Below are 26,233 nucleotides of genomic sequence, written 5' to 3'. Positions count from 1 at the left end.
AAAAGTTAAATATTAGTTAAATGAAAATACTGTAAAATAATTCACATTTTCGTTTCATTTAATCCGTGGTTTTTATATACTCCAAAGCCTTTTCCAGTACTTCGTCTTTTCCGTTTTTGAGTCCTTCTATACTTGGTTTTATAAAGATGTCAGGAATAATTCCGATTCTTTGAGTTTCTCTGCCATCAGGGTAATAAGCACCCAGACCTGTAAACCGTGTATCAAGATCAGCAATTGTAAACATAATGACATCTCCGTTGGCTCCTGAAGTATTACTTCCTATAATTTTCGCTTTCGGATGCTGTTTGAACATCATGGTTGTAGTTTCTGCCTGGCTTTGTGTATTCTCATCTACTAAAACGATTACATTTCCTTTATAGTATTCAGGATTCTTCCTGCCTGTAACATTTTTTCTGATGTAAAATTTTCCGGGATAGCTTGTATCGGGAAAAGTAAACTGATAATAGATTGAAGGGTTGGGAAGAAGAAGATAACTTAAGGGAATGATCGTTTGTCTTGGATAATTCCTGAGATCAAAAATAATGGATTTTGCAGATTTTAAACTGTTGTACATTTCCTCAAGATCTTCCTTTTCTAAAATTCCCATATGGACATACCCGATTTTCTTTTCATCATCCATAAATTTCCACTTTTTAGGAGCCGGAATTTTTTCATGAATAATATCTTTAATAAGGTATGTCTTGGTTTTTATTTCCAGATTTTGTCCATCCCTTTCAATCTTTACACTAATAGAATCATTCTTGCTGAATAGCAGTTTGTCTTTTATTTTGCTGACCTTACCCCATGAGTTGGAAGCGGGTACATATTTTGCCCAATTATTGATCACTTGCGGGATGGTTTTTCCTTCAATATCATAAATGACATCCCCCGGCTGCAGAGGGCTTTTATGTCTGGATCGTGTGTTGTTAATTTTTGTAATCACTAATTTTCCTTCGGCATAGGAGTATTCTACCGGAACTTTTCGTTGACCATACAAATTAAGCTGAATTTCTTTTGACGAAATATAGGCGTGTGAGTCATCCGTTTTCGCTACGAGTTCTGCTAATGCCAGGTGAAGATTTACATCATTATCAATCAATAGAAATTTGGGAATCATTTCTGTAAGGACATCATTCCAGTTCTGATCGGTTTCATATTTATAAGGAAAGAAATATTCTACATAATTCCAGTATCTGAATAATTCCAGTAAGCTAATTGTTTTGGAATTAAATTGAGAACCATAGGATTTTTCATTCCTGAAATATATTTTTCTTCCTCCCTTTCCAAAATAGTGATTGTCTCCAATATTCCTGTTATTTTCAATATAACGAAGTTTTTGAGATACATCATCAGAGAAAATTTGCGAATTGTCAATCCAGCGTAGGTCAAAGTTTTTGAGAAAATAAACTTTCTGATCTTTTACTGAACATTCTTTACATAGTGGAACTTCTCCGAGACTTTCAATCCATTCGGAATAAAGAGTATTGAGAGATTCCTTATCATGAATATTTTCAAGCTCCTTGATTTTTTGAAAAAGCTGTTTGTCCCAGTTCAGATTTCCTTTTGCAACGTGAGGATGGTAATATTTTAAAAATCCCCAAACCCTGCACAGAGATTCCAATTTTTGGGTCCCGGTGATCATTTGTGCGGAAAAGTTTAAACTTAAAAATAAAAAGAGGAAAAGCGAGAAGCGTCTCATTAAAGGTTGCCGTGTTTTCTCTCAAAGATAATCCTTTAATATAACAGGCGCAAAAGGTTTTCAAAAAATCTTGAATTGATAATAAGCAGATGCCAAGGAATTTCTGAAGTTGATACGATGACGTTTTTGATGAAAAATATTCGGGAGATCATCGTCTTATCCCAATATCTTAATAGTAATTTAATAAAAGGCTAAATTTTAAAATGCCTAACTTTGTTTACTAATACTGAAGTTTCAATGCAGAATAAGCTAAAAATCATCAACGATCCTGTTCACGGGTTTATCAAAATTCCACACGAAATTTTATTTGATATCATAGAGCATCCCTATTTTCAGAGATTAAGAAGAATCGGGCAGACCGGACTTTTGAATCTGATATTTCCCGGTGCTACCCATACAAGGTTTCACCATGCTCTCGGAGCAATGCATTTGATGTTCACTGCTTTGGAAACATTGAAGCAGAAAGGAGTGAAAATTTCTGAGGAAGAAGAAAAAGGAGCGATGCTGGCTATTCTGATGCATGATATTGGTCATGGTCCGTTTTCGCATGCGCTGGAAAGTATGCTGATGGATGACTGGCATCATGAAAACCTTTCTTTATTATTGATGAATAAGCTAAATGAAGAATTTGAAGGTCAGCTTTCAATGGCTATTGAGATGTTTCAGGGGAAATATCACAGAAAGTTTTTCAATCAATTGATCTCTTCCCAATTGGATGTTGACCGTTTGGATTATCTTAAAAGAGACAGTTTTTTTACAGGAGTTTCCGAAGGAAATATTAATACCCAGAGAATTATCTCTATGATGAATGTCTGTGAAGAAGGCGAGCTGGTGATTGATGCAAAAGGGATTTATTCCATTGAAAATTTCCTGACGGCCAGAATGTTTATGTACTGGCAGGTGTACTATCATAAAACTTCAGCGTTGGCAGAGTTTCTTTTAGTTAAAATCCTTGAAAGAGCAAAGTATCTGATTTCCCAGGGAACAGAACTTCCTGCAACGGATAATCTGAAATATTTCTTATACCGTGAAAAAAGTGCTGCAACGGATGAAGATATAGAGCGATTTACCAGACTTGATGACAATGATGTGATTCAGGCAATGAAAGAATGGCAGAATTCTGATGATTTTGTTTTGTCGTATTGGTGCAAATGTGTAATTCAGAGAAATTTGCCTAAAACCATTATTTCATCACATCCGTTTGACCAGGAAATAATTGAGGAAAAAATAAAAAAGAGCAATGAACTTTTCGGAATCAATAATGGTAATGAATTGGTTCATGAAATTAAAAGAAAATTATTGCCTTATCATCCAGAGAAACAACCGATTTATTTACTGCATAAAAATGGGAGAAAAACACGGCTGCATGAGTCGGAAGATCAGCTTTTATCAGGATTAATCGTGAATAAGACGACCCGCTATATCCTTATGTTTCCAAGAGATATCTCCAGACTAGACTCTTAAAGAATATTAAAATTTACGATCTGAAACTAAAACATGTTTGCAAATTATAGAATTTCTTATCTTTGCAGAATATGGAATTTACAGCTTCGCAAATTGCAAGTTTTATTGACGGAAAAATAATAGGTGACGAGAATGCACTTATTACGGGAGTTTCACCAATTGAAAATGGGGAATCAGGACATCTATCTTTTATAGCACAGGATCGGTTTTCTCATTTTTTGGATAGCTCAAAGTGCTCTGTTATCATCGTTTCGGAACAACTTCTGGAGAAAAATCATTATAACCCTACCTTAATCGTTGTAAAAGATGCCTATCTTTCTTTTCAGATTCTGATGAATTTATATCAGGAGATGCAGGGAAGAAAAGAAGGTGTTGAAAACGGTTCGTCTATTCATGACACCGCTGTCATAGGAGATAAAGCCTATATCGGAGCATTTACATATGTTTCCGAGAAAGCTAAGATCGGGGAAGGATCACAAATCTATCCACATGTATATATAGGAAAAGGTGTGAAAATTGGTAAAAACTGTAAGATAGACAGTGGTGCCAGAATTTATGACTACTGTATTATTGGGGATAACTGTGTAATTCATTCCAATACGGTAATTGGAGGTGACGGTTTTGGTTTCCAGCCAACAGCTGATGGCTTCAAAAAAATACCGCAGCTTGGAAATGTGATTATTGAAGACGATGTAGAAATTGGTTCAAACTGTAGTATCGACAGAGCTACAATAGGTTCTACAATAATAGGAAAAGGAACTAAGATTGATAACCTGATTCAGATTGCCCACAACGTGAAAATTGGTCAGAACAACGTAATTGCTGCACAGGCAGGAATTGCAGGTTCCACAACTATCGGTGACTGGAATCAGATTGGTGGCCAGGTAGGTATCGTAGGACATATCAAAATAGGAAACCAGGTGAAAATTCAGGCTCAGAGTGGCGTGAATTCCAGTGTTAATGACAGAGAAACATTGTACGGTTCACCAGCAATCAGTTACAATGACTATTTAAGGAGTTATGTTCATTTCAGGAACTTACCTGGAATAGTAAATAGAATAAATAATCTTGAGAATAACTCAAAAGATAATACTAATGAGTGATATGCAAAAAACACTTCAGCAAGAGGTAACTCTTTCTGGAATTGGCCTTCATACTGGTAAAGAAGTAAAACTTACCATTAAACCTGCTAAAGAAAATACAGGTTTTGTATTTGTAAGAACAGACTTGGAGGGACATCCTCAGGTAGAAGCTGATGTAAATTATGTTGTAGCAACTGAAAGAGGAACTACATTAGAAAAATTAGGGGTAAAAATTACCACTTGCGAACACCTTTTAGCAGCCCTTGTTGGTTGTGATATTGATAACGCAATTTTAGAAATGGATGCCTCTGAACCTCCTATTTTGGATGGATCTTCAAAATATTTTGTGGAAGCTATCGAAAGTGTAGGAGTAGCAGAACAAACGGTTGCAAGAGAATATCTTGTGGTAAAAGAAGTTCTTACGTACAGTGATCCGGCTACAGGTTCGGAAATCACCATCATTCCTTCAGATACTTACGAAGTAACTACTATGGTAGATTTTGGAACTAAAGTATTAGGTACTCAGAATGCTACTCTTAAAAATATTTCAGAATTTAAAGACGAAATCTCATCAGCAAGAACATTCAGCTTCCTGCATGAATTGGAAATGCTTTTAGATCATGGTTTGATCAAAGGTGGAGATATTTCCAATGCTATTGTATATGTGGATAAAGATCTTACTCCTGATACTACAGAAAAATTAAAGAAAGCCTTTGGAAAAGATAATGTATCTATCAGACCAAATGGTATTCTTGACAATCTTAATTTAAACTATCCTAACGAAGCAGCGAGACACAAATTACTGGACGTAATCGGTGACCTTGCTTTGGCAGGTGTAAAAATAAAAGGTAAAGTTATCGCTAACAAACCGGGACACTTTGTGAATACTCAGTTTGCGAAAAAACTAAACCGCCAGTGGAAATTGCAGAAAAAGAAAAACGTTCCGGATTTTGACTTAACAAAAGAACCGGTATTCGATATCAACGGAATTATGAAGCTTATGCCTCACAGACCTCCGTTCTTATTAATTGATAAAGTTCTTGAACTTTCAGACTCTCATGTTGTAGGGTTGAAAAATGTAACAATGAACGAACCTTTCTTCGTTGGACACTTCCCTAAAGAACCTGTAATGCCTGGAGTTCTTCAGGTAGAAGCATTAGCACAAACAGGAGGAATTCTTGTATTGGCCAGCGTTCCGGATCCTGAAAACTATTCTACATATTTCATCAAAATTGATAAGGTGAAATTCAAAAGAAAAGTAATTCCAGGAGATACGCTTATATTCAAAATTGAATTAATTGAGCCTATCAGAAGAGGAATTGTTCATATGCAGGGATATGGATATGTAGGAGACACTGTAGCAGTAGAAGCAGAGCTTATGGCTCAAGTTGCAAAAAATAAAGTTGATTAAATGATTCATCAATTAGCAGCCGTAGATAAACGTGCGAAAATCAGCAAAAATGTAATCGTAGAACCTTTCACTACCATTGCAGGGGACGTAGAAATCGGAGAAGGAACATGGATTGGTCCTAATGTAACCATTATGGATGGAGCAAGAATAGGGAAGAACTGTAGGATTTTCCCTGGGACTGTAATCTCTGCAATTCCCCAGGATCTGAAATTTGATGGTGAAGATACCCAGGTAATTATTGGTGACGAAACAACAATCAGAGAGTGCGTTACCGTAAACAGAGGTACAAAGGCTTTAGGATATACTAAAATAGGTGCTCACTGTCTTATTATGGCTACTTCACACATTGCACATGATTGCGTTATCGGAGATCACGTTATCATCGTAAACGGTTGTGGTATTGCAGGGCACGTAGAGATTGGTGATTATACTGTAATGGGAGGTTTATCAGCGGTTCACCAATTTGGTAAAATCGGAAAACATGTAATGATTTCCGGAGGTACTTTGGTAAGAAAAGATATTCCGCCTTATGTAAAAGTAGCAAGAGAACCTATGTCTTATGCTGGTATTAATTCTGTTGGTTTAAGAAGAAGAGGATTTACGAATGAAAAGATCTTTGAAATTCAGAAAATCTACAGAGCAATCTTCCAAATGAAGATGAACGTTTCTCAGGCTATTTCCCATATTGAAAAAGAAATGCTCCCAACGGCTGAAAGAGATGAAATCTTACAGTTTATTCAAAACTCACCAAGAGGTATCGTAAAAGGATACGGAACAGGAAAGGATAGAGAATAGTAAAAAAAATATAGAACACAAATATAAATGAAAAACTTAACCTCACTAATCTTGCTTTCTGCAACATCTTTTCTGTTTGGGCAGCAAACAGAAAAGTCTACAGTTGGAAAGAATGAAAAGGCCTTCAGCATAGAAAGAAAACTTTCCAAAGAGTCTAATGATAGTATTGCTAGAAATAATTTGAATGACATTCTGAAACAGAAAAATATTGGAGGAAGTTCGATTTTGGGAACTACAAATCAGTATAATTCCGAAATTCAAAAGAATGTAAACAGATTGAATAATAATGTGAATATGTTCAATAATAATACATTTGACAGGATGATGCCGCAAGGGCAAGGTATTGAAATTAAAAAAAGAAAATAAATATTTACATAATTAATGGCAACAAGTAACGATATCAGAAAAGGTCTTTGCATCGAGTATAGCAACGATATTTTTAAAGTAATCGAGTTTCTTCACGTAAAACCAGGGAAAGGACCTGCTTTCGTAAGAACAAAATTAAAATCTGTGACCAACGGAAAAGTAATTGATAACACTTTCTCTGCTGGACACAAAATTGATGAAGTAAAAGTAATCACCAGAAAGTTCCAGTATCTATACGATGATGAGAATGGATTCCACTTCATGAACAATGATGACTTCTCTCAACTATATATCAATAAAGAAATGATTGAGAATGCTCAGTTTATGAAAGCTGGTGAAGAAGTAACAATCATCCTGAAAGAAGTTGATGAAACTCCACTTTCTGCTGAACTTCCACAGTCAGTATATCTTGATGTTATCGAAGCTGATCCGGGAGTAAAAGGAAACACTGCAACAAATGCCCTTAAAAACGCAATCGTTGAAACAGGAGCAAGAGTAATGGTTCCTTTGTTCATTGAACCGGGAGACAAAATTAAAGTAAGCACTGAAGACGGTAGCTACTTAGAAAGAGTGAAATAATAAATAAAATTTACATAAATTCGGTTTGCATCAGCACTCCGAATTTTGTTTTATAAGAAAATCTATTGTTATGAGATTCCATTCTCCGCAAAAGCTTAAAACGATTGCAGATTTAATAGGCTCAGCATTTGTAGGGCCGGAAGATTTTGAAGTATTGGGAACTAATGAAATTCACATGGTAAAGCCAGGTGATATCGTTTTTGTGAACCACCCTAAATATTATGACAAAGCATTAAACTCTGCAGCCACTATTATTTTAATTGATAAAGAAGTAGACTGCCCGGAAGGTAAGGCACTTTTAGTTTCTGATGATCCTTTCAGAGACTTTAATAAAATCAATACCCATTTTACCAGAATCTATAATTTTACAGAAGAACTTCACGATGTTGAAATAGGAGAGGGAACAAAAATCCATTCTTCAGCAGTGATCGGAAACAATGTGAAAATCGGGAAAAACACCTTAATCTTTCCTAATGTTGTCATTGGTGACCGTACGGAAATCGGAGATAATGTTATCATCCAGTCCAACACTGTTTTAGGAGGTGATGCATTTTATTACAGAAAATTAAACGGAAATTTTGACCGTCTGATTTCTGTAGGAAATGTTATTATTGAAAACAATGTAGAGATCGGAAACGGCTGTACCATAGACAGAGGAGTTACAGACTCTACCATCATTGGAGAAGGTTCTGTTTTAGATAATCAGATTCAGATCGGACATGATACCGTGATCGGAAAAAAATGTCTGATTGCCTCTCAGGTAGGAATTGCAGGATGCTGTATCATCGGAGATGAGGTGACATTATGGGGGCAGGTAGGAATTGCTTCCGGAAACAAAATTGAGTCAGGATCAGTGCTTCTGGGAAAAACAGGTGTGAACAGAGATCTTGAAAAAGGAACCTATATCGGGATGTTTGCAGAAGATTTTAAAACTTATCTCAAAAAAGAAGTAAAACTGAGAAAACTGTGATGAAGAATTTATTAGCTCTATTCCTTTTTATATATTCAATAAGTTTAGCTCAGAAATCACAGATTGAATCAAAGGTTACATTTAGCGACAACAGAACAGTAGATGCAAAAATACCTTTTATAACAAATCTTTTTGATAGTAATCAGATTGATGAGATTACCATTAGCGACAGAAAAGTTAAGATTCTCGAAGATGGAAAAGCTATTAAGTACCAGCCTTCTGAAATTCAGAAAATAGAATTTACAGATCTTAAAGGTAAGCCAAGGATTTTCATTTATTTTCCTTCAGAATCTACAAAAACACTTGTAGAATTGGTATATGACGGGAAGAAAATAAAATGGGTGAAAGCATATACACGCCACGCCTATGACGGGTCTACTCTTGTATCAGATGTTTTGTTCAAAGGAGATATAAGACAGCCATTGAATATTATGGTTAATAACAGGAAAAAACTGAAACAGCTAATGGTTGAAAAACCCGAACTTGAGCCGCTTATTGAAAATATTAATTATAACAGACTTAAGGAACAGGATTTAATCGATCTCTTGAAAAAATATGATGAATAAAATCAGATTTAAAAATTTTTTTAACGACAAATAATCATTATTTTTGTCTGACGTATAAACTGAAAATAAATAAATTAAAACAACAATAAAATGTCAATTTTAGTAAACAAAGATTCTAAAGTAATTGTACAAGGATTTACAGGGAACGAAGGAACTTTCCACGCTGGCCAGATGATTGAATACGGAACAAACGTAGTAGGTGGTGTTACTCCAGGAAAAGGAGGTAGCGAGCACTTAGGAAAGCCTGTATTTAATACTGTAGCTGACGCTGTTTCAAAAGCAGGAGCAAACGTAAGTATCATTTTCGTACCACCGGCATTCGCAGCAGACGCTATCATGGAAGCTGCTGAAGCAGGAATCAAAGTAATTGTATGTATTACTGAAGGTATTCCTGTAGCTGATATGGTAAAAGTAAAATCTTACATCGCTGACAGAGACTGCAGATTAATCGGACCAAACTGCCCTGGAATCATTACTTCTGAAGAAGCTAAAATTGGTATTATGCCAGGTTTCGTTTTCAAAAAAGGAAAAGTAGGTATCGTTTCAAAATCAGGAACTCTTACTTATGAAGCTGCTGACCAGGTTGTAAGAGCAGGTTATGGTATCTCTACTGCAATCGGTATCGGTGGTGACCCAATCATCGGAACAACTACAAGAGAAGCTTTAGAGCTATTCATCAACGATCCTGAAACTGAAGCTGTTGTAATGATCGGTGAAATTGGTGGAGGTCTTGAGGCTGAAGCTGCAAGATGGTACAAAGCTAGCGGATCTACTAAACCAGTTGTAGGTTTCATCGCTGGACAGACTGCTCCAAAAGGAAGAACAATGGGACACGCAGGTGCTATCGTAGGTGGTGCTGAAGATACAGCTCAGGCTAAAATGGAAATCATGAGAGAAAACGGTATCAACGTTGTTGACTCTCCTGCCGATATTGGTGCTACTGTAGCTAAGATTCTAGGATAATCTAAAACCCAACATATGAAAAAATTTTTATTAGCCTCAGCTTTAACACTTTCTGCCTTATCATTTGCACAGGTGCAATGGAAAAGCACAAGATTTGGAGTAACAGGAGGTTTAAACTACTCCAGAGTATCTAACGCCCACAACCCTTCAGGGCCAAGATATACTTTCCAGGCTGGAGCTTTGGCATTGATTCCCGTAGGAAAGGCAAACCAATTCTTTATTCAACCTGAAGTACTGTACTATGGTGCAGGAGAAACAGGAAAAGATAAAGATGCTAAAGGTGTAAGTGGCTATGATGCAGTATATGCTAATAACTACCTGAGTGTGCCTCTTTATTTCAAAGGATATTTCTCTGAAGCAGAATCAGAGTTCTTTGGATTATTAGGACCTAGATTTAACTTCTTGCTAAGCCAAAACGTTAAAGATGCTCCTGCAAGCAGACCTTATTATGACCCGGATGTTACCGATCCTAACCAGCCGGCAGGCGTAAATGGTAAGGCGAAGAGCTTTAACTGGGGACTGGGACTGGGAGTAGGATATAGCTACAAAAGACAACTTGAAGTAGCTGTAAAATATGACTTAGGTCTTGGTGATACTTACCCTGGTCTTAAAAAAGAAACCAAGGGTACTGATAAGAAAAAATCAGAACAGGTAATTGCTCTTACTTTAAGCTATATATTCAAATAGAATATTTTCAGAATATAAAAAATCCCGGAAACTCAGTTTCCGGGATTTTTTATTGATAGATTTTTATTTCTTATCCTCTTATCCATTTCCAAAGCTCTTTTAACGTAGCTTTATTCCCGTACATCAAAATACCTACACGATAGATTTTTCCGGCCAGGAAGATCATGAAAACAGTGGTTACCAGCAATAAGGTAATAGACAATGCGATCTGCCACGCAGGAACTCCAAACGGAATTCTGGCAATCATGGCTACCGGTGATGTAAACGGAATGATGGATAACCAGAAGCCTAAAGGACCTTCCGGATTATTCATCAAAGTGAAACTTCCGTACATTCCTAATGTTAATGGCAAAATAGCAAATAAAGTAAATTGCTGTGTCTCTGTTTCGTTATCCACTGCAGAACCAATGGCTGCATAAATAGAACTATAGAAAATATATCCCAAAAGGAAAAATACGATGAATACAAAAATAATCAATGGGAAATTCAGTTCCAGTAAGCTGTGAGAAATCTGGGTAGCAAGCTGTCCCATATCCAGTTTACTTGCAATCTCTTCATTTCCTCCAGGAATATTCTTCTGAAGAGGAGAGAAGCCTGTATTGAGTACCAATGCACCAATAACAGACATGGTAATCCAGATCAGAAACTGGGTCAGTGCAACCATCGTTACTCCCAGAATTTTACCCATCATCAGTTCAAAAGGTTTTACAGATGAAATAATGATCTCTACAACACGGTTATTTTTCTCTTCAAGTACACTTCTCATTACTCTTACCCCATAAATAATAATGAACATAAAAGTAACATACATCAGTACCATACTTAATCCGGATTTCACTCCAAAAGCAAGATCAGAATCTTCTTTATTATTATCCGTAACGTTAATGGTTTTTAGGGTAAAGTTTTTATCAAGATCATTCAATTGAGTTTCCTGAATACCCAGTTGCTTTATTTTTTCTTTTCGAACAACATTGCTGATATCAGATACAATTTGTTGTTTGGTATCAAACCCTATTTTACTATTGATAATGAGTCTGGTTTCTTTTTCAAGGCCATCAAAATTCTGATTTTTCAATTCAGGAAGAATCAGGATGCCGTCCAGAGATTCATTTCCTTTTAAATTGTTAATCTTGGACTTTTCATCAGCCGCAGAAACAAAAACGTAATTTAATTTATCATTAGATTTAAGCTGATTGGTAAACAATCCACTCTTATCAACCACTTCTATGATACTGTGTGACTCATTTGCCTTAAACATTAATCCTACAACTGCTCCGAAAGCAATAATCATAACAGGGGCAAGCAAGGTCAATATGATGAAAGACTTTTTCTTAACCTGCGTAAGAAACTCTCTTTTGGTAATTAAAAAAATATTATTCATAAAATTAAGAATGGTTACTTACAGCATTAATAAACACTTCATTCATACTTGGAATTCTTTCGTCGAATGATCTCACTTTACCTACCTGTACAAGATCAAGAAGAACATTATTCTGGCTCTCTTCATTTTTCAGGTCGAAAGAAACAAGATTATTTTCATTGGATAGGTTGAAGATCTCATATTTGTTTTTGAAATTTTCAAGCTGATCATTGCTTACTTCAGAAAGTGTAATCCCAAAAATATTTTTCTTAAATTTTTCTCTTACATCAAAAACCCTTCCGTCAATAATTTTCTTTGAATTGTTGATCAAAGCAACATAATCACACATTTCCTCTACACTTTCCATTCTGTGGGTAGACAGAATAATGGTTGTTCCGTTATTTTTAAGGTCAATGATCTGATCTTTGATTAAGTTGGCATTCACCGGATCAAAACCTGAAAACGGCTCATCAAGAATTAAAAGATGAGGTCTGTGAAGAACGGTTACCACAAACTGGATTTTTTGTGCCATACCCTTAGAAAGTTCAGAAAGCTTTTTCTTCCACCATTGATCGATGTTCAGCTTTTCAAACCATTTTTTAGCTTCATTTAAAGCATCACTTTTCTTCATTCCCTTCAGTTCCCCGAAATATAGGATCTGGTCACCAACAGTCATGTTTTTGTATAATCCTCTTTCTTCAGGCATATAGCCAATATCTTTAATATGACTTGGATTAAGCTTTTGGCCATTGATATGGATTTCTCCAGAATCTGCCTGAGTAATTTGGTTAATAATACGGATAAAAGAAGTTTTTCCGGCTCCGTTAGGACCTAAAAGGCCATAAATACTGCCTTTTGGAACATGGATGCTGAAATCATCCAGTGCGACCTTTTTTCCGGCATTATAGGTCTTTTTAATATGTTCAGCTTTTAGCATTAAAATTTGTTCTTTTTACAATTAGTATAAAAAAGTTCCGAAAGTTACGGAAATATTAAAACAGAATTAATGTAAAAAGAAAAAATCCTGATGATTATCAGGATTTTAATTTATTGTTTCACGATTTGAGTAACTTTCTGTGTGTTGTCACTTAAAATATATCGGATCATATATTTTCCGGGTTTTAATTTTTCAATATTAATCTCTCCGGAATTCATATTTACGGTATAACTAGCGACCTGCATACCCAAAATTGAATAAAAAGTCACACTTTTGATTCTTAAAGAAGAATCTTTTGCCTTAATAATAAGGAAATCCTTTGCAGGATTTGGATAGGCAAGCAATACACCATCATCTGCTTTTTGAGTGATGGAACCCGGCTCTCTAAGCTGAGCTTTGAAATTGTTGGAAAATCCAACAAAAGTGCCTACAAATAGAAATAAAAGTAAAAGTTTTTTCATCAAATTTATAATTTCTCGAATATATATAACAAATGTAATAAATTCTACAATTTCGTACAATAGTTTTTTGCAGAACTTATATTAAATTTGTAGAAACTTATTCAAAAAGTATTCCAAAATGATACATTCAAGAAATAGAAGACTTAGAGTTAATGAATCTATCAGAAGTTTGGTAAGAGAAAATGTGCTTACAACTGATGATTTTGTAATGCCGATCTTCGTAATGGAGGGCGAAAACAAGCAGGAGGCAATCCCGTCTATGCCGGGAATTTTTAGGCGCAGTATAGATTTAACAGTGAAGGAATGTAAGGAATTATTTTCTTTGGGAGTAAAAGCTGTCAATTTGTACATGAAAGTGTCAGAACATCTTAAAGACAATACAGGAAAAGAAGCCTGGAACAAAGACGGATTGATGCAGAACACCATCAAAGCAATCAAAGATGCCGTTCCGGGAATGATTGTGATGCCGGATGTAGCCTTAGATCCTTATTCAATCTACGGACACGACGGAATCATTGAAAACGGAAAAGTTTTAAATGATGCTACCAATGATGCACTGGCAAGAATGTCAGTATCTCACGCAGAAGCAGGAGCAGATCTTGTAGCGCCAAGTGATATGATGGATGGCAGAGTAATGGTCATTCGTGAAGCTTTGGAAGAAAGCGGATTTACAGATGTAGGAATTGTAAGCTATGCTGCCAAATATGCAAGTTCTTTCTATGGCCCTTTCAGAAGTGCTTTAGACAGTGCTCCGAAAGATGATATGGAAATTCCGAAAGATAAAAAGACGTATCAGATGGATTTCCACAACTCACGCGAAGCCCTGAATGAAGTATTTAAAGATATAGATGAAGGAGCAGATGTGATTATGATCAAACCGGGACTTCCTTATCTGGATATCGTTTCCAAAGTACGTGAAGCCATTGATCTTCCGATTGCAGTATACAATGTAAGTGGAGAATATGCGATGGTAAAAGCTGCTGCTCAAAACGGCTGGCTGGATAATGACAAAACGATCATTGAAAGCTTAACATGTTTCAAAAGAGCGGGAGCAGATATGATCTTTACTTATTTTGCAAAAGAAGCAGCTATTCTTTTAAATAAATAATGATTAAACTCATTCCAATAAAAAAGAGACTACTCAATCGGTAGTCTCTTTTTTATTTCGAACGAGGTGATGATAATTTTTTACAACCATCCTTTTTTCCCATACACATACGTATCATCGAATTGTTTATCGCTCATAAAAAGATAGAGAATTCCCTCAATAAAAGGAATAATTGAAGCCGCACCAAAAGTAACGACATTCAGAACCAGCTGAATAATTCCCTCCTTCGTATAGCCCAGATAAAATTTATTTAAAGCCAGCCATCCCACAAGAATTCCCAATATAGCTGCAGGGATTTTCTTTTCTGAACGGTAAGGAACACTGCTTTGCTGGTTTTGCGCATTTTCTGTTTTTGTATAACCGTAATTTTCCATTTCTTAATACTTATAATTGATTGATATGTTTTACGATGAGTAGATTAAAATAATGAAAAGTTACAATGGGTTGTAAATGAACAAGTTTGCATTTAACGTAAACAAGTTGATATTAACCTATAAGTGAAGTTTATATTTTTGATATATTTGCCCTATGATTTTACGAGGAGAAAACTTAATCAAGGAATACGGTCCTAAAAAAGTTGTAAAAGGCGTTTCTGTACAGGTTCAACAGGGAGAAATTGTTGGTTTGCTGGGTCCGAATGGAGCAGGAAAAACCACATCGTTTTATATGATTGTAGGGTTGGTTAAGCCCACTTCAGGGAAAATTTTCTTAGACAAGCAGGAGATTACTACAGATGCCATGTACCGAAGAGCCCAAAAAGGAATCGGGTATCTGGCGCAGGAAGCTTCGGTTTTCAGAAAGTTGTCTGTGGAAGAAAACATTATGGGAGTATTGCAGCTGACCAAGCTTTCTAAGCGTGAGCAGCAGATCAAATGTGATGAACTGATTGAAGAGTTTTCTTTACAGCATGTTCGTAAAAACAGAGGAGACCTTCTTTCCGGAGGAGAAAGACGTAGAACCGAAATTGCACGCTGTCTTGCTACAAGCCCGAATTTTATCCTTCTGGATGAACCTTTCGCAGGGGTAGACCCGATTGCCGTGGAAGATATTCAGAAAATTGTAAGAAGCCTTGTGGATAAAAATATCGGAATTCTGATTACCGATCACAACGTACAGCAGACTTTAGCAATTACCAATAAAACCTATATCATGTTTGAAGGAAAGATCCTGAAAGAAGGACTTCCGGAAGATTTAGCGAATGACCCGCAGGTAAGAGAAGCCTATCTGGGTGAAAACTTCGTCTATCAAAGTATTTTAGATAAACCTAAAAAGAAGAAATACGCTTACAATATCTGGGCTGGTAACTTTGATTCAAAACCACAGTTGCAGGGATTTGTAGACGAAAACTTCAGACAGTTTGATGATCTTAGACTGATGTATGGTTTTGAAGATATCAGCTTTGCTTCATTAGCTAATTCTGAAATTGAACATATTTTTAATGATGTGGTGGATAAGAATGCCAACAACTCATTTGTTTTCCAGAAAAAGGAAATCAATTCTCAATATTCTTTAGAACAGGCAGAAGCAGAATCTAAAGAAGCCAGCAGAAAAGAACTGCATTATCTTACTACTTATATGTATGAAGGGTAAATGAACGATCCTTATAAATATGAAGATTTTCAAGTAGGAACCAAGGTTTTTTTGGATAATGAATACGGTATTATAGTGAATGTAAAGTTTCATGAAAATTCAACCGTAGTCCGTTGGGATACATCTGTTGAAAATGATTTTGAAGATTGGTCAGGAATGTGGGGACCTTTTATGCAAATGGGAGGAAAGATAATTGATCCCAACTATCAATTTAAATACATCAATGACGATGGTACATTGAAAGATTTTTAAATACATCTTAGATGACCAGTTAATAATAATTCGTACCTTTTTCTTTTGAAAGCGGTACGTTTTTCATTTAAAATGATTTCTATGGCTAAACCTTTTAACAGAACCGTTACCTTATTCGGAATCTATAAACAACTTGTTCCATTTATCAGACCTTATCGTCCCATGATTTACGGAACACTGTTTCTTACTTTTCTGGGAGCTCTTGCAGCACAGGTGAACCCGATTGTTTTGAAATATACCGTAGATGAGGTTACCAAGCTTACCCATCTTCCACATCCGATGTCAGAAGGAATACATATTCTCATTATCATTTCCATTATTTTGCTGGGAAAAGAATTGTTGAATATTTTTATCAACTTCGGGCAGAAATTTTATGGCGAAAAAATAAGGATCAATGTAAGCTCGGTGTTGGCGCAGTCAGCTATTGATAAGATTTTAACGTACAGAGTTGCCTACTTTAATGATGAAAATCATGAGTCCGGAAAACTACAGATCAGAATAGACCGTGGAATAGAAAGTCTGACGAAACTGGTTCAAAATTTTTTTATTGATATCCTTCCTCTTTTTTCCAATGCCATTATTGCCCTTATCATTATGTATATGCAGAATGTATATGTGGGATTGGTTTCTACGATTATTGTTCCGATTTATTTCTACATCAGCTCCTTGCAGGCCAAAAAACTGGGCGGAGTGAGACGTCAGCTTCGAAATCAAAGGGAAAGAAAAACATCCGGACTTCTGAACCTGATTAATTCAATTATGGTCATTAAAAGTTTTGTCCGCGAAAAATTTGAAGGAAAAAAACAATACGACCTTCAGATGGAGTTGATGGAAAGCCAGATGATCACAAGAAAAACCAATTTTATTTATGATGGTTTAAAGACTTTCATTGAACAGTTTGGGGTTGTTTTGATTATCCTTTTAACCGTTTATCTGGTGCTGGATCAGCAAATGACTATCGGGGCAATCATGCTTCATATTATGCTTTTTAACAATGTTTCGGCACCTATCCGACAGCTTCACAGAATTTATGATGATATGAACGATGCTATGATTTATGCCGAAGGATACTTCGATATTCTGAATGCAGATAATGAAACAGAATCAAACGGAAGTTTTGTAGAAAAAGAAATTAAAGGAACTTTTGAATTGAAAAATGTTGATTTCACCTATCCTAACGGAACAAAAGCTTTACATAATGTTTCCATGAAAATTGAAAACGGAAAAACAACAGCTTTGGTAGGATTAAGTGGTGCAGGAAAGTCAACGGTTATTAATCTTTTGTGTAAATTCTATCTTCCGGATTCCGGGGAAATTCTTCTGGATGGGGTAAACCTTAATGAATTTGACAATACTTTTCTGAGAAGTGATCTTGGGCTGGTGCTTCAGAGAAATCACATCTTTCAGGGAAGCATAGAAGATAATATCAGATATGGAGATATGAATGCCAGTTTTGAAGAAATTGAAGAAGCCGCAAAAAAAGCTTATCTGCATGAACAGATTATGGATCTTCCGGAAAAATATCAGCATGATGCTACCCAGCTTTCCGGAGGGCAACAACAAAGGATTGCCATTGCAAGATTATTTCTTAAAAATCCTCCAATTATTTTTCTGGATGAACCTACAGCCAGTCTGGATGCTATTGCTACCGAACAGATCAAGAACTCTTTGGATGCGATCAAAGAAGGCAGAACGGTGATCATTATTTCCCATTCCCTGTCACAGATTTTAGATTCAGATACCATTTATGTCATGAAAAAAGGAAGAGTGGTGGAAAATGGAACTCATGATGAATTGTACAATAAAGAAGGAACGTATCGTGAGATTTTTGATGCCTCAGCCCGCAGCCTGAATCTCGATAAACTGGTGAATACTTTTAAAGAAAATTAAATAAAAAACTCAGCGGATAGGCTGAGTTTTTACGTTTTTATAATACAATTTAATGAGCTTTTTCCGGAACCTGATAAGCTCCTACATCTGCTCCGAAAGCAATATTAATCCTGTTGTAACTGTTGATAGCAATCACGGCCATAGTTAAATCTACCATTTCAGTTTCAGAGAAGTGATGACTTACCTTTGAATAAATTTCGTCATTCACTTCTTTCCCGTTTAAAGCAGTTAAAGTCTCTGCCCATAAAAATCCGGCCTTTTCTTTATCCGTATAAAATGAACATTCTCTCCACGCACTTACCAGAAATATTCTTTGTTCCGTTTCACCTTTTGCTAGTAATTCTTTAGAGTGCATATCGAGGCAAAAAGCACATCCGTTCATTTGTGAAACACGGAAATACATCAGTTCCAGAAATGAATTGTCCAGTGATGAGTTCTGTACCTGAAAACCCATGTTGTGAAGTGCATTTACAGCCTTGTTTCCGATCGAAAATGCGTTGATTCTTTGTGACATAATATTTGTTTTTGATTAATTATGTGACAAATGTAGAAGGTAATTTTTCTGATTTTTTTTACAAATGATAAATTTTAAAAGGAAAGATTTTTGAAGCTGGAGGATGGAGGCGGGATGCTGGAAATTACTATTAGGTAAATGATATATATTCGGGCTACAATAACTTCCCTCTTCCAGCATCCCTTCCATTAAATTTTTTGCGCTCTGATTCTACTTAAAGAAACCTGAGTGATTCCAATATAATCTGCCATATCTCCAAGACTGATACGCTGAATGAGATCAGGTCTTTGTTTCAGGAAATTATGATAGCGCTTTTTTCCATCGTCTTCCAGCATCTCACTGATTCTTCCCATCATATTCACAGGAGCTTTGGAATAGAGTTTACTGAAAAGGGTTTCTGCAGTATGGTATTTTTTACATAATCCTTCAATCACATCTTTATGTATACGAAGAACTTCCGTAGGTTCCAGAGCAACAATCATATATTTTGACGGCTGTCCGGTAAGAAAGCCGCTCAGTTCTGCGAAGAAAGCATTTTCAGCAAAAAAAGTCATGATGAAATCTTTGTCTCCATTATCAAAAAACAGTTTCACAAGTCCTTTTTCAATAAAATAAAAATATCTGCAGGTTTCATCTGCTTTTAAGAGAAAATCTCCTTTTCTGTAAGTTTTGGTTTCCAAATGAGAAACAAGTTCATCTATGACTACCTGTTCCGGTTTTAAAACTTTTTCAATAGACTGAACAAAATGAGTATGAAGCATAAAAAAGCGACTGTTTGGTGAAAAATAAAATTAATAAAAAAAGCCTTCTCATTTCTCAAAAAAGAATTTTAGCTTTGTTACATCATGAACGATCACTATCTAAAAAAACTCGATAGGGTAACAGCTATCCTTACCCAATTACAGTCGAAACCTGTTGTGAGGGCACAAGATCTGGCTGAAAAATTCGATGTAAGCATCAGAACCATTTATCGTGATGTGAAAACCCTTGAAAATGCAGGTATTCCTATTGTTGGCGAAGCGGGAAATGGGTATTCTTTAATGGATGGTTACAAGCTTCCTCCCATTATGTTTACCAAAGAAGAAGTGTTAAGTTTCATTACCGCTGAAAAACTGATGCAGAAATTTTCCCACCAAAGTTTAGGAAATCACTATCAGGCAGCAATGGAAAAGGTTCGTTCGGTATTGAAATATTCTGATAAAAACCTGATTAAAAATATTGAAAAGCAGATCGATGTTTTCAGCTTTCATACAGATTCAGGAGATTCTCTTAAAAATGTAATTCCTATTATTCTGGAAAGTATCGCGGAGAAAATCCAGCTCAATATCAGATATAAGACGGTAGATGGAAGAGTGAATAACAGAACTATTGAAACAGTCGGGATGTTTTTCGAATTTAATATCTGGTACATCATGGCGTATTGTACCTTGAGAAAAGATTTCAGACAGTTTCGTATTGACAGAATTCTTGAAATCTCAAAAACACAGAATCCTTTCCTGCAGGAATATGGACAAGTGAATGATTATCGTAAAAAGTCAAATGGAAATAAGGTTAAAGCCAAACTTCTGGTGGACAAAAAGATAATGAATCACCTGGTAAATTCTAAAAAATATTACGGATTGATAGAAGAAGTAGAAACCGAACAAGGTATGGAGCTTACTTTTGAAACAGAATGGATCAGTGACGGATTTCCCCGCTGGCTCATCACTTTTGCAGATTATGCTACAGTTCTGGAACCGGAAAGTCTTCGTGTCCGTTTGAATGAACTGCTTGTGAAAATGGTTGAAAGACATCAATAATAAACCCCAACAAGACAGCTGTTGAGGTTTAAAGACTTAATTGAGGCAAATAAATGAAATGGTTAACAAGCCAAGGGTAAAATCGCAAAAAAGCTAAATTTGTTTAGTCGCAAAAAATGATATAAGTTGTTGAGATGGAGAAAATCACTTTTAGAAAATGACATTGCAGATGTATTTTTCATGATTTCTGCCTTTTTGCAATTTTACCTCTTCACTTTTATTGAAATTAAAATCTCTCCCAGAAGAAAGGAGGTTCAATACCTAAAGCTCTCAGATAAACATAACCTTGTCCACGGTGATGAACTTCATTATCTACAAAATAAAGAATGTTCTGATATACCGGAAATTCATATTGTCCGAATAAATTAAAGGTCTCCTGGAAACGTTCTTCAGAAATCTGATTGAAATAATGGTTGATTACTTCTGTTTCTTCATCCCATTTTTTCAAAATTTCTTCCTTAGTTTTCGGATTGAATGCTTCTTCACTGTAAGCCTCTATATTTCCTTCCACAATTCCTTTTAAAGCAGGTCCGCCAATGCTGATCAGTTCTACTGCCAGTTTTGCAAATGGTCTCATTCCGCCTACAGAAAATTCGAATAGCTCTTTTTCAGGAAAAGATTCAATCACTCTTCTTGTAAGATTTCTGTGTCCCTGCCAGTCTTCTAATAGCTGTTCAGAAGTCATAAATTGTTTAGTGGCTGTTGCTGTAGTTGTCATAATGTATTTGTTTTGTTTGTTGTTGATACAAAGGTAAGAGAGGGTAATGACAACAGTTTGTCAGTAGTATTTTTGATAATAAAAAAATATTTTTTCTTTCTTAAAATATTGATCCCTACTTTTGCGTTAAAAGAAAAGTGTATTAATAAAAAAATCGCCATTATTAGAATTATGAGGAAGTATATTTTGCCTGTTATCACCGCTTTTTTATTAGTATCATGCAATAAGATAGAGGAAAAAATAGATCAGACTGTTCAGAAAACAACTGAAACTGTACAGCAAAAAACACAACAGGTTGTAGAAGAAACCGTAAAGAAAACTGTGAATGAATCTATCAATTCTTTAACCAATTCTGAGGATGTTAAGTTCAATTCCGTTTTCCCAAGTACTGGAGCATCTATTGTTTCTGAAGAAAAAGGAAAGAAAATCAATATTCCAGGAAGACCTGAAGGATATATTTTTAAGTATAAAGCTGATATTGCAGTATTGCTTCCGTTTCTGGAAAGCCAGCCTACTTCAGATGAAAGTAAATCGGATAAAACTGCCCGTAAGATTGATGGCCAGAATATCATTGATAAAATAAGTTTCATATCGAAATTCCTTCCTGACAATACCTTTGACACCAAGATTCTGGAAGATATTAAATCCGATAAAAACATTCAGTATTATAAACTGAAAAGATTTCCTACCAGTAGTACCATTATCTACAACCCAAAAAATCAGACCATCATACAATACGTAGAGGTAAATAAATAATTTGGATATGGCCGGTTTCTCCCGGCCATTTTTCTTTCCCAGCCATTTCCAGTCATTGCGAGCCATAGGCGAAGTCATCTCAACCCGTTGAAAACTACTTATCAGAAATAATAAAATCATGTTTATTTCTGATGTTAATTAATTGATTTTTTTTATACAATTATGGTGTTATTGATTTATTTTTTTTCATGATTATTAATCAATCACTTTATGTTTTGTAGATTTATTATTGTTTTTACGAAATGGTATGATTTTGGCAATTGTGAAATCAAATTATTATCTTATGTTTTGTTTTTGTATTTAATGTTGATTTTTTTATTAGATTTATTGAATAATTAACAATTGACATGAAGAATAATTTATTTAATGGAAAAATCTATGCATTAGTATTAAGCGGAGCGGGTGCAATGGGATATGCTCAGGACAGCATAAAACAAAATAAAATAGACGAAGTGGTGGTTACCACGGGTAGAACCAAGCCCAGAACCATCATTACCTCAGCAATTCCTATTGACAATATTTCCGCCGTACAATTAAAATCCACAGGGCAGGTAACTTTTGATAAAGCTTTAACCTATGCCGTTCCCTCTTTCAATTCATCGCAGCAAACCGTTTCTGATGCAACAGCTCACTTTGATCCTGCAGATTTAAGAGGATTAGGTCCTTCCCGAACATTAGTGTTGGTGAATGGTAAAAGAAAAAATCAAAGTGCCTTAATTTATGTAAATGATACCCCGGGAAAAGGTGAAGTAGGTACAGATCTGAAAAGTATTCCTTCAGCAGCCTTACAGAACGTAGAAGTACTAAGGGATGGAGCATCTGCACAGTACGGATCTGATGCTATTGCAGGAGTTATTAATATTATTCTTAAGAACAGTGTTGGAAAAAGCACCGTCAATCTTTTTTCAGGTATTACTTCAAAAGGAGACGGTTTTAATATCGGAGCAGATTTTAATACAGGAATCAAAGTAGCAAAAACGGGAAGTCTGAATCTTACCTTCGGATTTTCCTCTCAAAATAAAACGAACCGAGCGGGTTCTGTTACAAAAGATGAACTTTTTGGTGTAGATAATGCCTGGACGCAAGCCAATCCAGGTTTAGGAATGATTATAGGGCAGCCGGAGACCAAAGTGGGCAATATGTTTGTCAATTTTGAGTTACCAACAGGTGAAACGGGCAAATTTTATGCTTTTGGTGGAACAACCTACAGAAGTGGGACCAGTTTTGCTTTGTATAGAACACCTTATTGGGTAACTTCAGATTTTGGTTTATTAACTCCAAAAGGGCAGGCTTACAACGGATTTCAACCGGAATTTAAAACAGATGTTTACGATTATAATTTAACTTCCGGATGGAAAGGTATGTTTGGAAAATGGAGTTTTGATGGAAGTGCAACCTTTGGTTCTAATGCCGTAGATTATGCTGTAGCAAATACCATTAATACGTCTTTAGGTGCAAATTCACCAACGTATTTTAAAGCAGGTGGGCATCAGTTCAGTAATATTATAGGAAACGTAGATATCAGCCGGGATTTTGGTGCGCTTGTTTTAGGAGCAGGAGCTGAAGTACGCAATGAAAATTATCAGGCAAGAGCAGGAGAGGAAGCGTCTTATATAGGAAGTGGTGCAGAATCATTTCCGGGGCTGCAGCCTCAAAATGAAGTTAATAAAAACCGTCAGAATATCGGAGCTTATATGAATGCGGAATGGGACGTTACGAAAAACTTATTACTTGGAGGAACGGTGAGGTATGAAAATTTCAGTGACTTCGGGAATAATGTTTCATGGAAAGGAAATGCAAGGTATAAAGTGCTAGATGATAAATTGGTTTTCCGTGGATCTGTTTCTACAGGATTCCGTGCCCCTTCATTACACCAGATTTATTATTCCAATGTTCAAACTAAAATTACAGGGAATACGGTAGCGAATCAGGGTACTTTTAATAATGACTCTCAAATTATAAGATCTGACCTTGGGGTACCTAAATTAAATGCTGAAAAAGCCTTTAACATTACAGGAGGATTTGCTGTAAAACCTTTTAAAAACCTGACAATTACAGCAGATTATTATAGAATAAAAATTAAAGACCGTGTACTTTTCTCAGGAGATATTGGGTATAAAACCGGTGCTCCGGGAAGTCCGGATCTGACAAACCCTGTAGAAGTAATATTAAACAATAATAAAATAACCTCTCTGAAGTTTTTCACCAATGCTGTGAATACAGTGACGCAAGGGGTAGATTTTGTAGCTAATTATTATACTTCCGCTATTGGAAAAGGAAGATTGGGAATTATTGCTGCTTTCAATTATAACGAAACTAAAATAGTAGATAATATTGCTGTTCCACCTATTTTGGCTCAAAATGGTTACTCAGAAAACTTTTTTGATAGAAAAGAACAATCCAGAATTATCTCTGCAAGACCAAAAACAAAAACTATTCTTAGTCTTTCGTATGATATTTCGAAGTTTAATTTTAACCTTAATAATACGTATTTTGGTTCTGTTACATGGCAGCATACCACTGATCCTGCCAAAGATCAGACATTCTCCGGTAAGGTAGTTACAGACATTGTTTTAACCTATAAAATCACGAACGACCTTAAAGTTTCCGGTGTTGTAAATAATTTATTTAATATTTATCCGGATGTAATAGACAGCAAAGGAGATGTGGTGACAGATCTTGGAGGAAGGTTCAAATATCCTTGGGAGGTTAACCAGTTTGGATTTAACGGAACCATTTTTCAATTAAATGTTAATTATACTTTTTAATCTATACATAAAGGAATTGGAATTTGCCTGTCATGCTCTAACAATGAGAAAGCAATTTCAAAAGATATAAAACCAACCTACGTAAAAATTACCTGACATTAATGAATGTCAGGTAATTTTTTTCAGATAGAATAGGACGTTATTACTACATTTTACTTTTTACATTGTATAAAAAAAGGTATTTTAGTACTATGAAAATTTATACAAAGACAGGAGATAAAGGTCAGACTGCATTATACGGTGGAACAAGAGTTTCCAAAGCTAGTGCAAGAGTAGACAGTTATGGAAATATAGACGAGCTGAATTCATTCATCGGGATTGCAAAAAGCCATATCGAAGATGAAGAAGTGTTGAGACAGCTGAAGAAAATACAATTTGATTTATTCACTGTAGGTTCAGAGGCTGCAACCCCTGTGGATAAGCTGATGCTTGCCAACGGAAAATCACGTCTTCCGATCATTATTTCAGAAACAGAAATTGAAGAGCTGGAACAGTGGATGGATGCTTTTGATGAAAAACTGGAACCGCTTCAGTATTTTATCCTGCCAGGTGGAGGAAAATCGGCAACTTTTTTACATGCAGCAAGAACCATCTGCAGAAGAGCAGAACGTTCATTGGTATTTCTGAATGAATCAGAAGAAGTACGTCCCGAATTGATTAAATATTTAAACAGGCTTTCAGATTATCTTTTTGTGTTGGCAAGATATATTTCAAAACTGAACAACGAACCGGAAGAATACTGGAACCCGAATGAGAGATAAAGCATTACTTTTCATCAACGGAGATGCTCCAAAATCATTACCCGATCCGGAAAATTATGGTTTGATTGCCTGTACAGACGGTGCTTTCCATTATTTGAAAAGAATGGGATTTCCTTTGGATAAACTGGATTTTATATCCGGTGATTTTGATTCACATTCCGGATCAGATGAAGATATGTATGAGGGAAAATTTATCCTTACGTTAGATCAGGAAAAAACAGATTTTCATAAAGCGCTGGAAATCATTCAGGAAAGAGGCTTTTCAGAAATTGATGTTTTCGGAGGAAGCGGAGGTGAACAGGATCATTTTCTTGGAAATCTTACCGTTGCCTATAGCTTCAAGGATCGAATGAATATTACATTTTATGATGAATTTTCAGAATATTATTTTATTCCAAATCATTTTACATTGAAAGGAGTGAAAAACAGAATGATTTCGCTTTATCCATTTCCATCAGTGAATAATATAACGACAAAAGGACTCAATTGGCCTTTGACCAATGAAACCTTAAGTATCACTTCAAGAATCGGAACCCGGAATTTTGCTGTTGAAGATGAGGTTTCTATAGATTATGAATCAGGGGATGTTTTGTTTTTTGTAGGGATCAAGGAGATAGAATATCCTGCAATCTATTAATTTAGATCTGTGAAGAATAGAAACGGATAATAATCCTGAGCTTAGACGAAGGAAGCCCATTTTAAATAAAGAAAATGAATCCATTGGCTTTAGCCAAAAC

At 35.7% G+C, this 26,233-nt stretch carries 26 protein-coding genes and 1 pseudogene; 19 read left to right on the top strand and 8 right to left on the bottom strand.

Annotation, left to right across the window (positions count from 1 at the left end):
* Nucleotides 1–58 precede the first annotated feature (58 nt).
* A complete protein-coding gene (locus ACKTTZ_RS02560) occupies nucleotides 59–1,642 on the bottom strand; it encodes a S41 family peptidase (protein ID WP_407847203.1) in 1,584 nt (527 codons plus the stop codon).
* Nucleotides 1,643–1,936: 294 nt separating this feature from the next.
* Here ACKTTZ_RS02560 and ACKTTZ_RS02555 point away from each other — a divergent pair, with 294 nt between their 5' ends.
* From ACKTTZ_RS02555 to ACKTTZ_RS02510, 10 genes are all read left to right on the top strand, one after another.
* Nucleotides 1,937–3,163 (top strand): HD domain-containing protein, encoded by a 1,227-nt coding sequence (locus ACKTTZ_RS02555; RefSeq protein WP_407847201.1) that lies wholly within the window; start codon nucleotides 1,937–1,939, stop codon nucleotides 3,161–3,163.
* A gap of 71 nt (nucleotides 3,164–3,234) precedes the next feature.
* Nucleotides 3,235–4,266, top strand: coding sequence for a UDP-3-O-(3-hydroxymyristoyl)glucosamine N-acyltransferase (gene lpxD, locus ACKTTZ_RS02550; RefSeq protein ID WP_034699157.1), 1,032 nt, complete (start codon nucleotides 3,235–3,237; stop codon nucleotides 4,264–4,266).
* A complete protein-coding gene (locus tag ACKTTZ_RS02545) occupies nucleotides 4,259–5,656 on the top strand; it encodes a bifunctional UDP-3-O-[3-hydroxymyristoyl] N-acetylglucosamine deacetylase/3-hydroxyacyl-ACP dehydratase (RefSeq protein ID WP_034699159.1) in 1,398 nt (465 codons plus the stop codon). Before lpxD ends, ACKTTZ_RS02545 begins: the two co-directional genes overlap by 8 nt.
* A complete protein-coding gene (gene lpxA, locus ACKTTZ_RS02540) occupies nucleotides 5,657–6,451 on the top strand; it encodes an acyl-ACP--UDP-N-acetylglucosamine O-acyltransferase (protein ID WP_034699162.1) in 795 nt (264 codons plus the stop codon).
* 27 nt (nucleotides 6,452–6,478) lie between these two features.
* Nucleotides 6,479–6,817 carry a hypothetical protein gene (locus tag ACKTTZ_RS02535; protein ID WP_253316984.1) on the top strand — a complete coding sequence of 113 codons (339 nt, stop codon included), beginning with the start codon at nucleotides 6,479–6,481 and terminating at the stop codon, nucleotides 6,815–6,817.
* Between the two features lie 15 nt (nucleotides 6,818–6,832).
* Nucleotides 6,833–7,396, top strand: coding sequence for an elongation factor P (gene efp, locus ACKTTZ_RS02530; RefSeq protein ID WP_034699164.1), 564 nt, complete (start codon nucleotides 6,833–6,835; stop codon nucleotides 7,394–7,396).
* 70 nt (nucleotides 7,397–7,466) lie between these two features.
* Entirely contained in the window at nucleotides 7,467–8,366 is a 900-nt protein-coding gene (locus ACKTTZ_RS02525; protein WP_034699166.1) for an LpxD N-terminal domain-containing protein, read from the top strand.
* Nucleotides 8,366–8,932 carry a hypothetical protein gene (locus tag ACKTTZ_RS02520; protein WP_407847197.1) on the top strand — a complete coding sequence of 189 codons (567 nt, stop codon included), beginning with the start codon at nucleotides 8,366–8,368 and terminating at the stop codon, nucleotides 8,930–8,932. The genes ACKTTZ_RS02525 and ACKTTZ_RS02520 overlap by 1 nt, the downstream gene beginning before the upstream one ends.
* Nucleotides 8,933–9,022: 90 nt before the next feature.
* Nucleotides 9,023–9,895, top strand: a complete 873-nt coding sequence (gene sucD / locus ACKTTZ_RS02515) for a succinate--CoA ligase subunit alpha (RefSeq protein WP_034699171.1) — start codon at nucleotides 9,023–9,025, stop codon at nucleotides 9,893–9,895.
* 15 nt (nucleotides 9,896–9,910) lie between these two features.
* Complete coding sequence (locus ACKTTZ_RS02510) at nucleotides 9,911–10,582, top strand: porin family protein (protein WP_034699173.1); 672 nt, start codon at nucleotides 9,911–9,913, stop codon at nucleotides 10,580–10,582.
* A gap of 70 nt (nucleotides 10,583–10,652) precedes the next feature.
* Here the strand turns inward: ACKTTZ_RS02510 and ACKTTZ_RS02505 are convergent, their stop codons facing one another.
* From ACKTTZ_RS02505 to ACKTTZ_RS02495, 3 genes are all read right to left on the bottom strand, one after another.
* Entirely contained in the window at nucleotides 10,653–11,963 is a 1,311-nt protein-coding gene (locus ACKTTZ_RS02505) for an ABC transporter permease (RefSeq protein WP_034699175.1), read from the bottom strand.
* A 4-nt stretch (nucleotides 11,964–11,967) separates the two neighbouring features.
* Entirely contained in the window at nucleotides 11,968–12,879 is a 912-nt protein-coding gene (locus ACKTTZ_RS02500; RefSeq protein ID WP_407847194.1) for an ABC transporter ATP-binding protein, read from the bottom strand.
* Nucleotides 12,880–12,989: 110 nt separating this feature from the next.
* On the bottom strand, nucleotides 12,990–13,340 hold the full coding sequence (locus ACKTTZ_RS02495) for a T9SS type A sorting domain-containing protein (protein ID WP_034699180.1): 351 nt from the start codon (nucleotides 13,338–13,340) through the stop codon (nucleotides 12,990–12,992).
* 118 nt (nucleotides 13,341–13,458) lie between these two features.
* Here ACKTTZ_RS02495 and hemB point away from each other — a divergent pair, with 118 nt between their 5' ends.
* On the top strand, nucleotides 13,459–14,448 hold the full coding sequence (gene hemB / locus ACKTTZ_RS02490; protein ID WP_288443335.1) for a porphobilinogen synthase: 990 nt from the start codon (nucleotides 13,459–13,461) through the stop codon (nucleotides 14,446–14,448).
* A gap of 80 nt (nucleotides 14,449–14,528) precedes the next feature.
* Here the strand turns inward: hemB and ACKTTZ_RS02485 are convergent, their stop codons facing one another.
* Nucleotides 14,529–14,822, bottom strand: a complete 294-nt coding sequence (locus tag ACKTTZ_RS02485) for a TM2 domain-containing protein (protein WP_034699184.1) — start codon at nucleotides 14,820–14,822, stop codon at nucleotides 14,529–14,531.
* Nucleotides 14,823–14,976: 154 nt separating this feature from the next.
* Here ACKTTZ_RS02485 and lptB point away from each other — a divergent pair.
* The 3 genes and pseudogenes from lptB to ACKTTZ_RS02470 form a co-directional block, all read left to right on the top strand.
* Nucleotides 14,977–15,702: pseudogene (gene lptB, locus ACKTTZ_RS02480) on the top strand (LPS export ABC transporter ATP-binding protein); the annotation flags it as partial.
* Nucleotides 15,703–16,038: 336 nt separating this feature from the next.
* On the top strand, nucleotides 16,039–16,290 hold the full coding sequence (locus ACKTTZ_RS02475; RefSeq protein WP_407847191.1) for a hypothetical protein: 252 nt from the start codon (nucleotides 16,039–16,041) through the stop codon (nucleotides 16,288–16,290).
* A 162-nt stretch (nucleotides 16,291–16,452) separates the two neighbouring features.
* Nucleotides 16,453–18,180: an ABC transporter ATP-binding protein gene (locus ACKTTZ_RS02470; protein ID WP_407849129.1), complete on the top strand. Its 1,728-nt coding sequence runs from the start codon at nucleotides 16,453–16,455 to the stop codon at nucleotides 18,178–18,180.
* A gap of 49 nt (nucleotides 18,181–18,229) precedes the next feature.
* On the opposite strand, the gene ACKTTZ_RS02465 is transcribed toward ACKTTZ_RS02470, so the two are convergent.
* A complete protein-coding gene (locus tag ACKTTZ_RS02465) occupies nucleotides 18,230–18,694 on the bottom strand; it encodes a carboxymuconolactone decarboxylase family protein (RefSeq protein ID WP_407847189.1) in 465 nt (154 codons plus the stop codon).
* Nucleotides 18,695–18,882: 188 nt separating this feature from the next.
* Nucleotides 18,883–19,455 (bottom strand): Crp/Fnr family transcriptional regulator, encoded by a 573-nt coding sequence (locus tag ACKTTZ_RS02460; RefSeq protein ID WP_407847187.1) that lies wholly within the window; start codon nucleotides 19,453–19,455, stop codon nucleotides 18,883–18,885.
* A gap of 84 nt (nucleotides 19,456–19,539) precedes the next feature.
* Here ACKTTZ_RS02460 and ACKTTZ_RS02455 point away from each other — a divergent pair, with 84 nt between their 5' ends.
* Nucleotides 19,540–20,493: a YafY family protein gene (locus tag ACKTTZ_RS02455; protein WP_253316980.1), complete on the top strand. Its 954-nt coding sequence runs from the start codon at nucleotides 19,540–19,542 to the stop codon at nucleotides 20,491–20,493.
* 226 nt (nucleotides 20,494–20,719) lie between these two features.
* On the opposite strand, the gene ACKTTZ_RS02450 is transcribed toward ACKTTZ_RS02455, so the two are convergent.
* Entirely contained in the window at nucleotides 20,720–21,211 is a 492-nt protein-coding gene (locus tag ACKTTZ_RS02450; protein ID WP_034699199.1) for a DinB family protein, read from the bottom strand.
* Nucleotides 21,212–21,382: 171 nt separating this feature from the next.
* Here ACKTTZ_RS02450 and ACKTTZ_RS02445 point away from each other — a divergent pair, with 171 nt between their 5' ends.
* The 4 genes from ACKTTZ_RS02445 (at nucleotide 21,383) to ACKTTZ_RS02430 (ending at nucleotide 26,133) form a co-directional block, all read left to right on the top strand.
* Nucleotides 21,383–21,967: a hypothetical protein gene (locus ACKTTZ_RS02445; protein ID WP_407847185.1), complete on the top strand. Its 585-nt coding sequence runs from the start codon at nucleotides 21,383–21,385 to the stop codon at nucleotides 21,965–21,967.
* 347 nt (nucleotides 21,968–22,314) lie between these two features.
* Nucleotides 22,315–24,735, top strand: coding sequence for a TonB-dependent receptor plug domain-containing protein (locus tag ACKTTZ_RS02440; protein ID WP_407847183.1), 2,421 nt, complete (start codon nucleotides 22,315–22,317; stop codon nucleotides 24,733–24,735).
* 191 nt (nucleotides 24,736–24,926) lie between these two features.
* Nucleotides 24,927–25,496 carry a cob(I)yrinic acid a,c-diamide adenosyltransferase gene (locus ACKTTZ_RS02435; protein ID WP_034699206.1) on the top strand — a complete coding sequence of 190 codons (570 nt, stop codon included), beginning with the start codon at nucleotides 24,927–24,929 and terminating at the stop codon, nucleotides 25,494–25,496.
* Nucleotides 25,486–26,133 carry a thiamine diphosphokinase gene (locus tag ACKTTZ_RS02430; protein ID WP_034699210.1) on the top strand — a complete coding sequence of 216 codons (648 nt, stop codon included), beginning with the start codon at nucleotides 25,486–25,488 and terminating at the stop codon, nucleotides 26,131–26,133. The genes ACKTTZ_RS02435 and ACKTTZ_RS02430 overlap by 11 nt, the downstream gene beginning before the upstream one ends.
* Nucleotides 26,134–26,233 lie beyond the last annotated feature (100 nt).

The sequence above is a fragment of the Chryseobacterium sp. KCF3-3 genome (assembly GCF_045865955.1).
Lineage (GTDB): Bacteria > Bacteroidota > Bacteroidia > Flavobacteriales > Weeksellaceae > Chryseobacterium.
The sequence above is the reverse complement of the archived record's forward strand: the minus strand, read 5'-3'. Positions and strand labels throughout refer to the sequence as shown.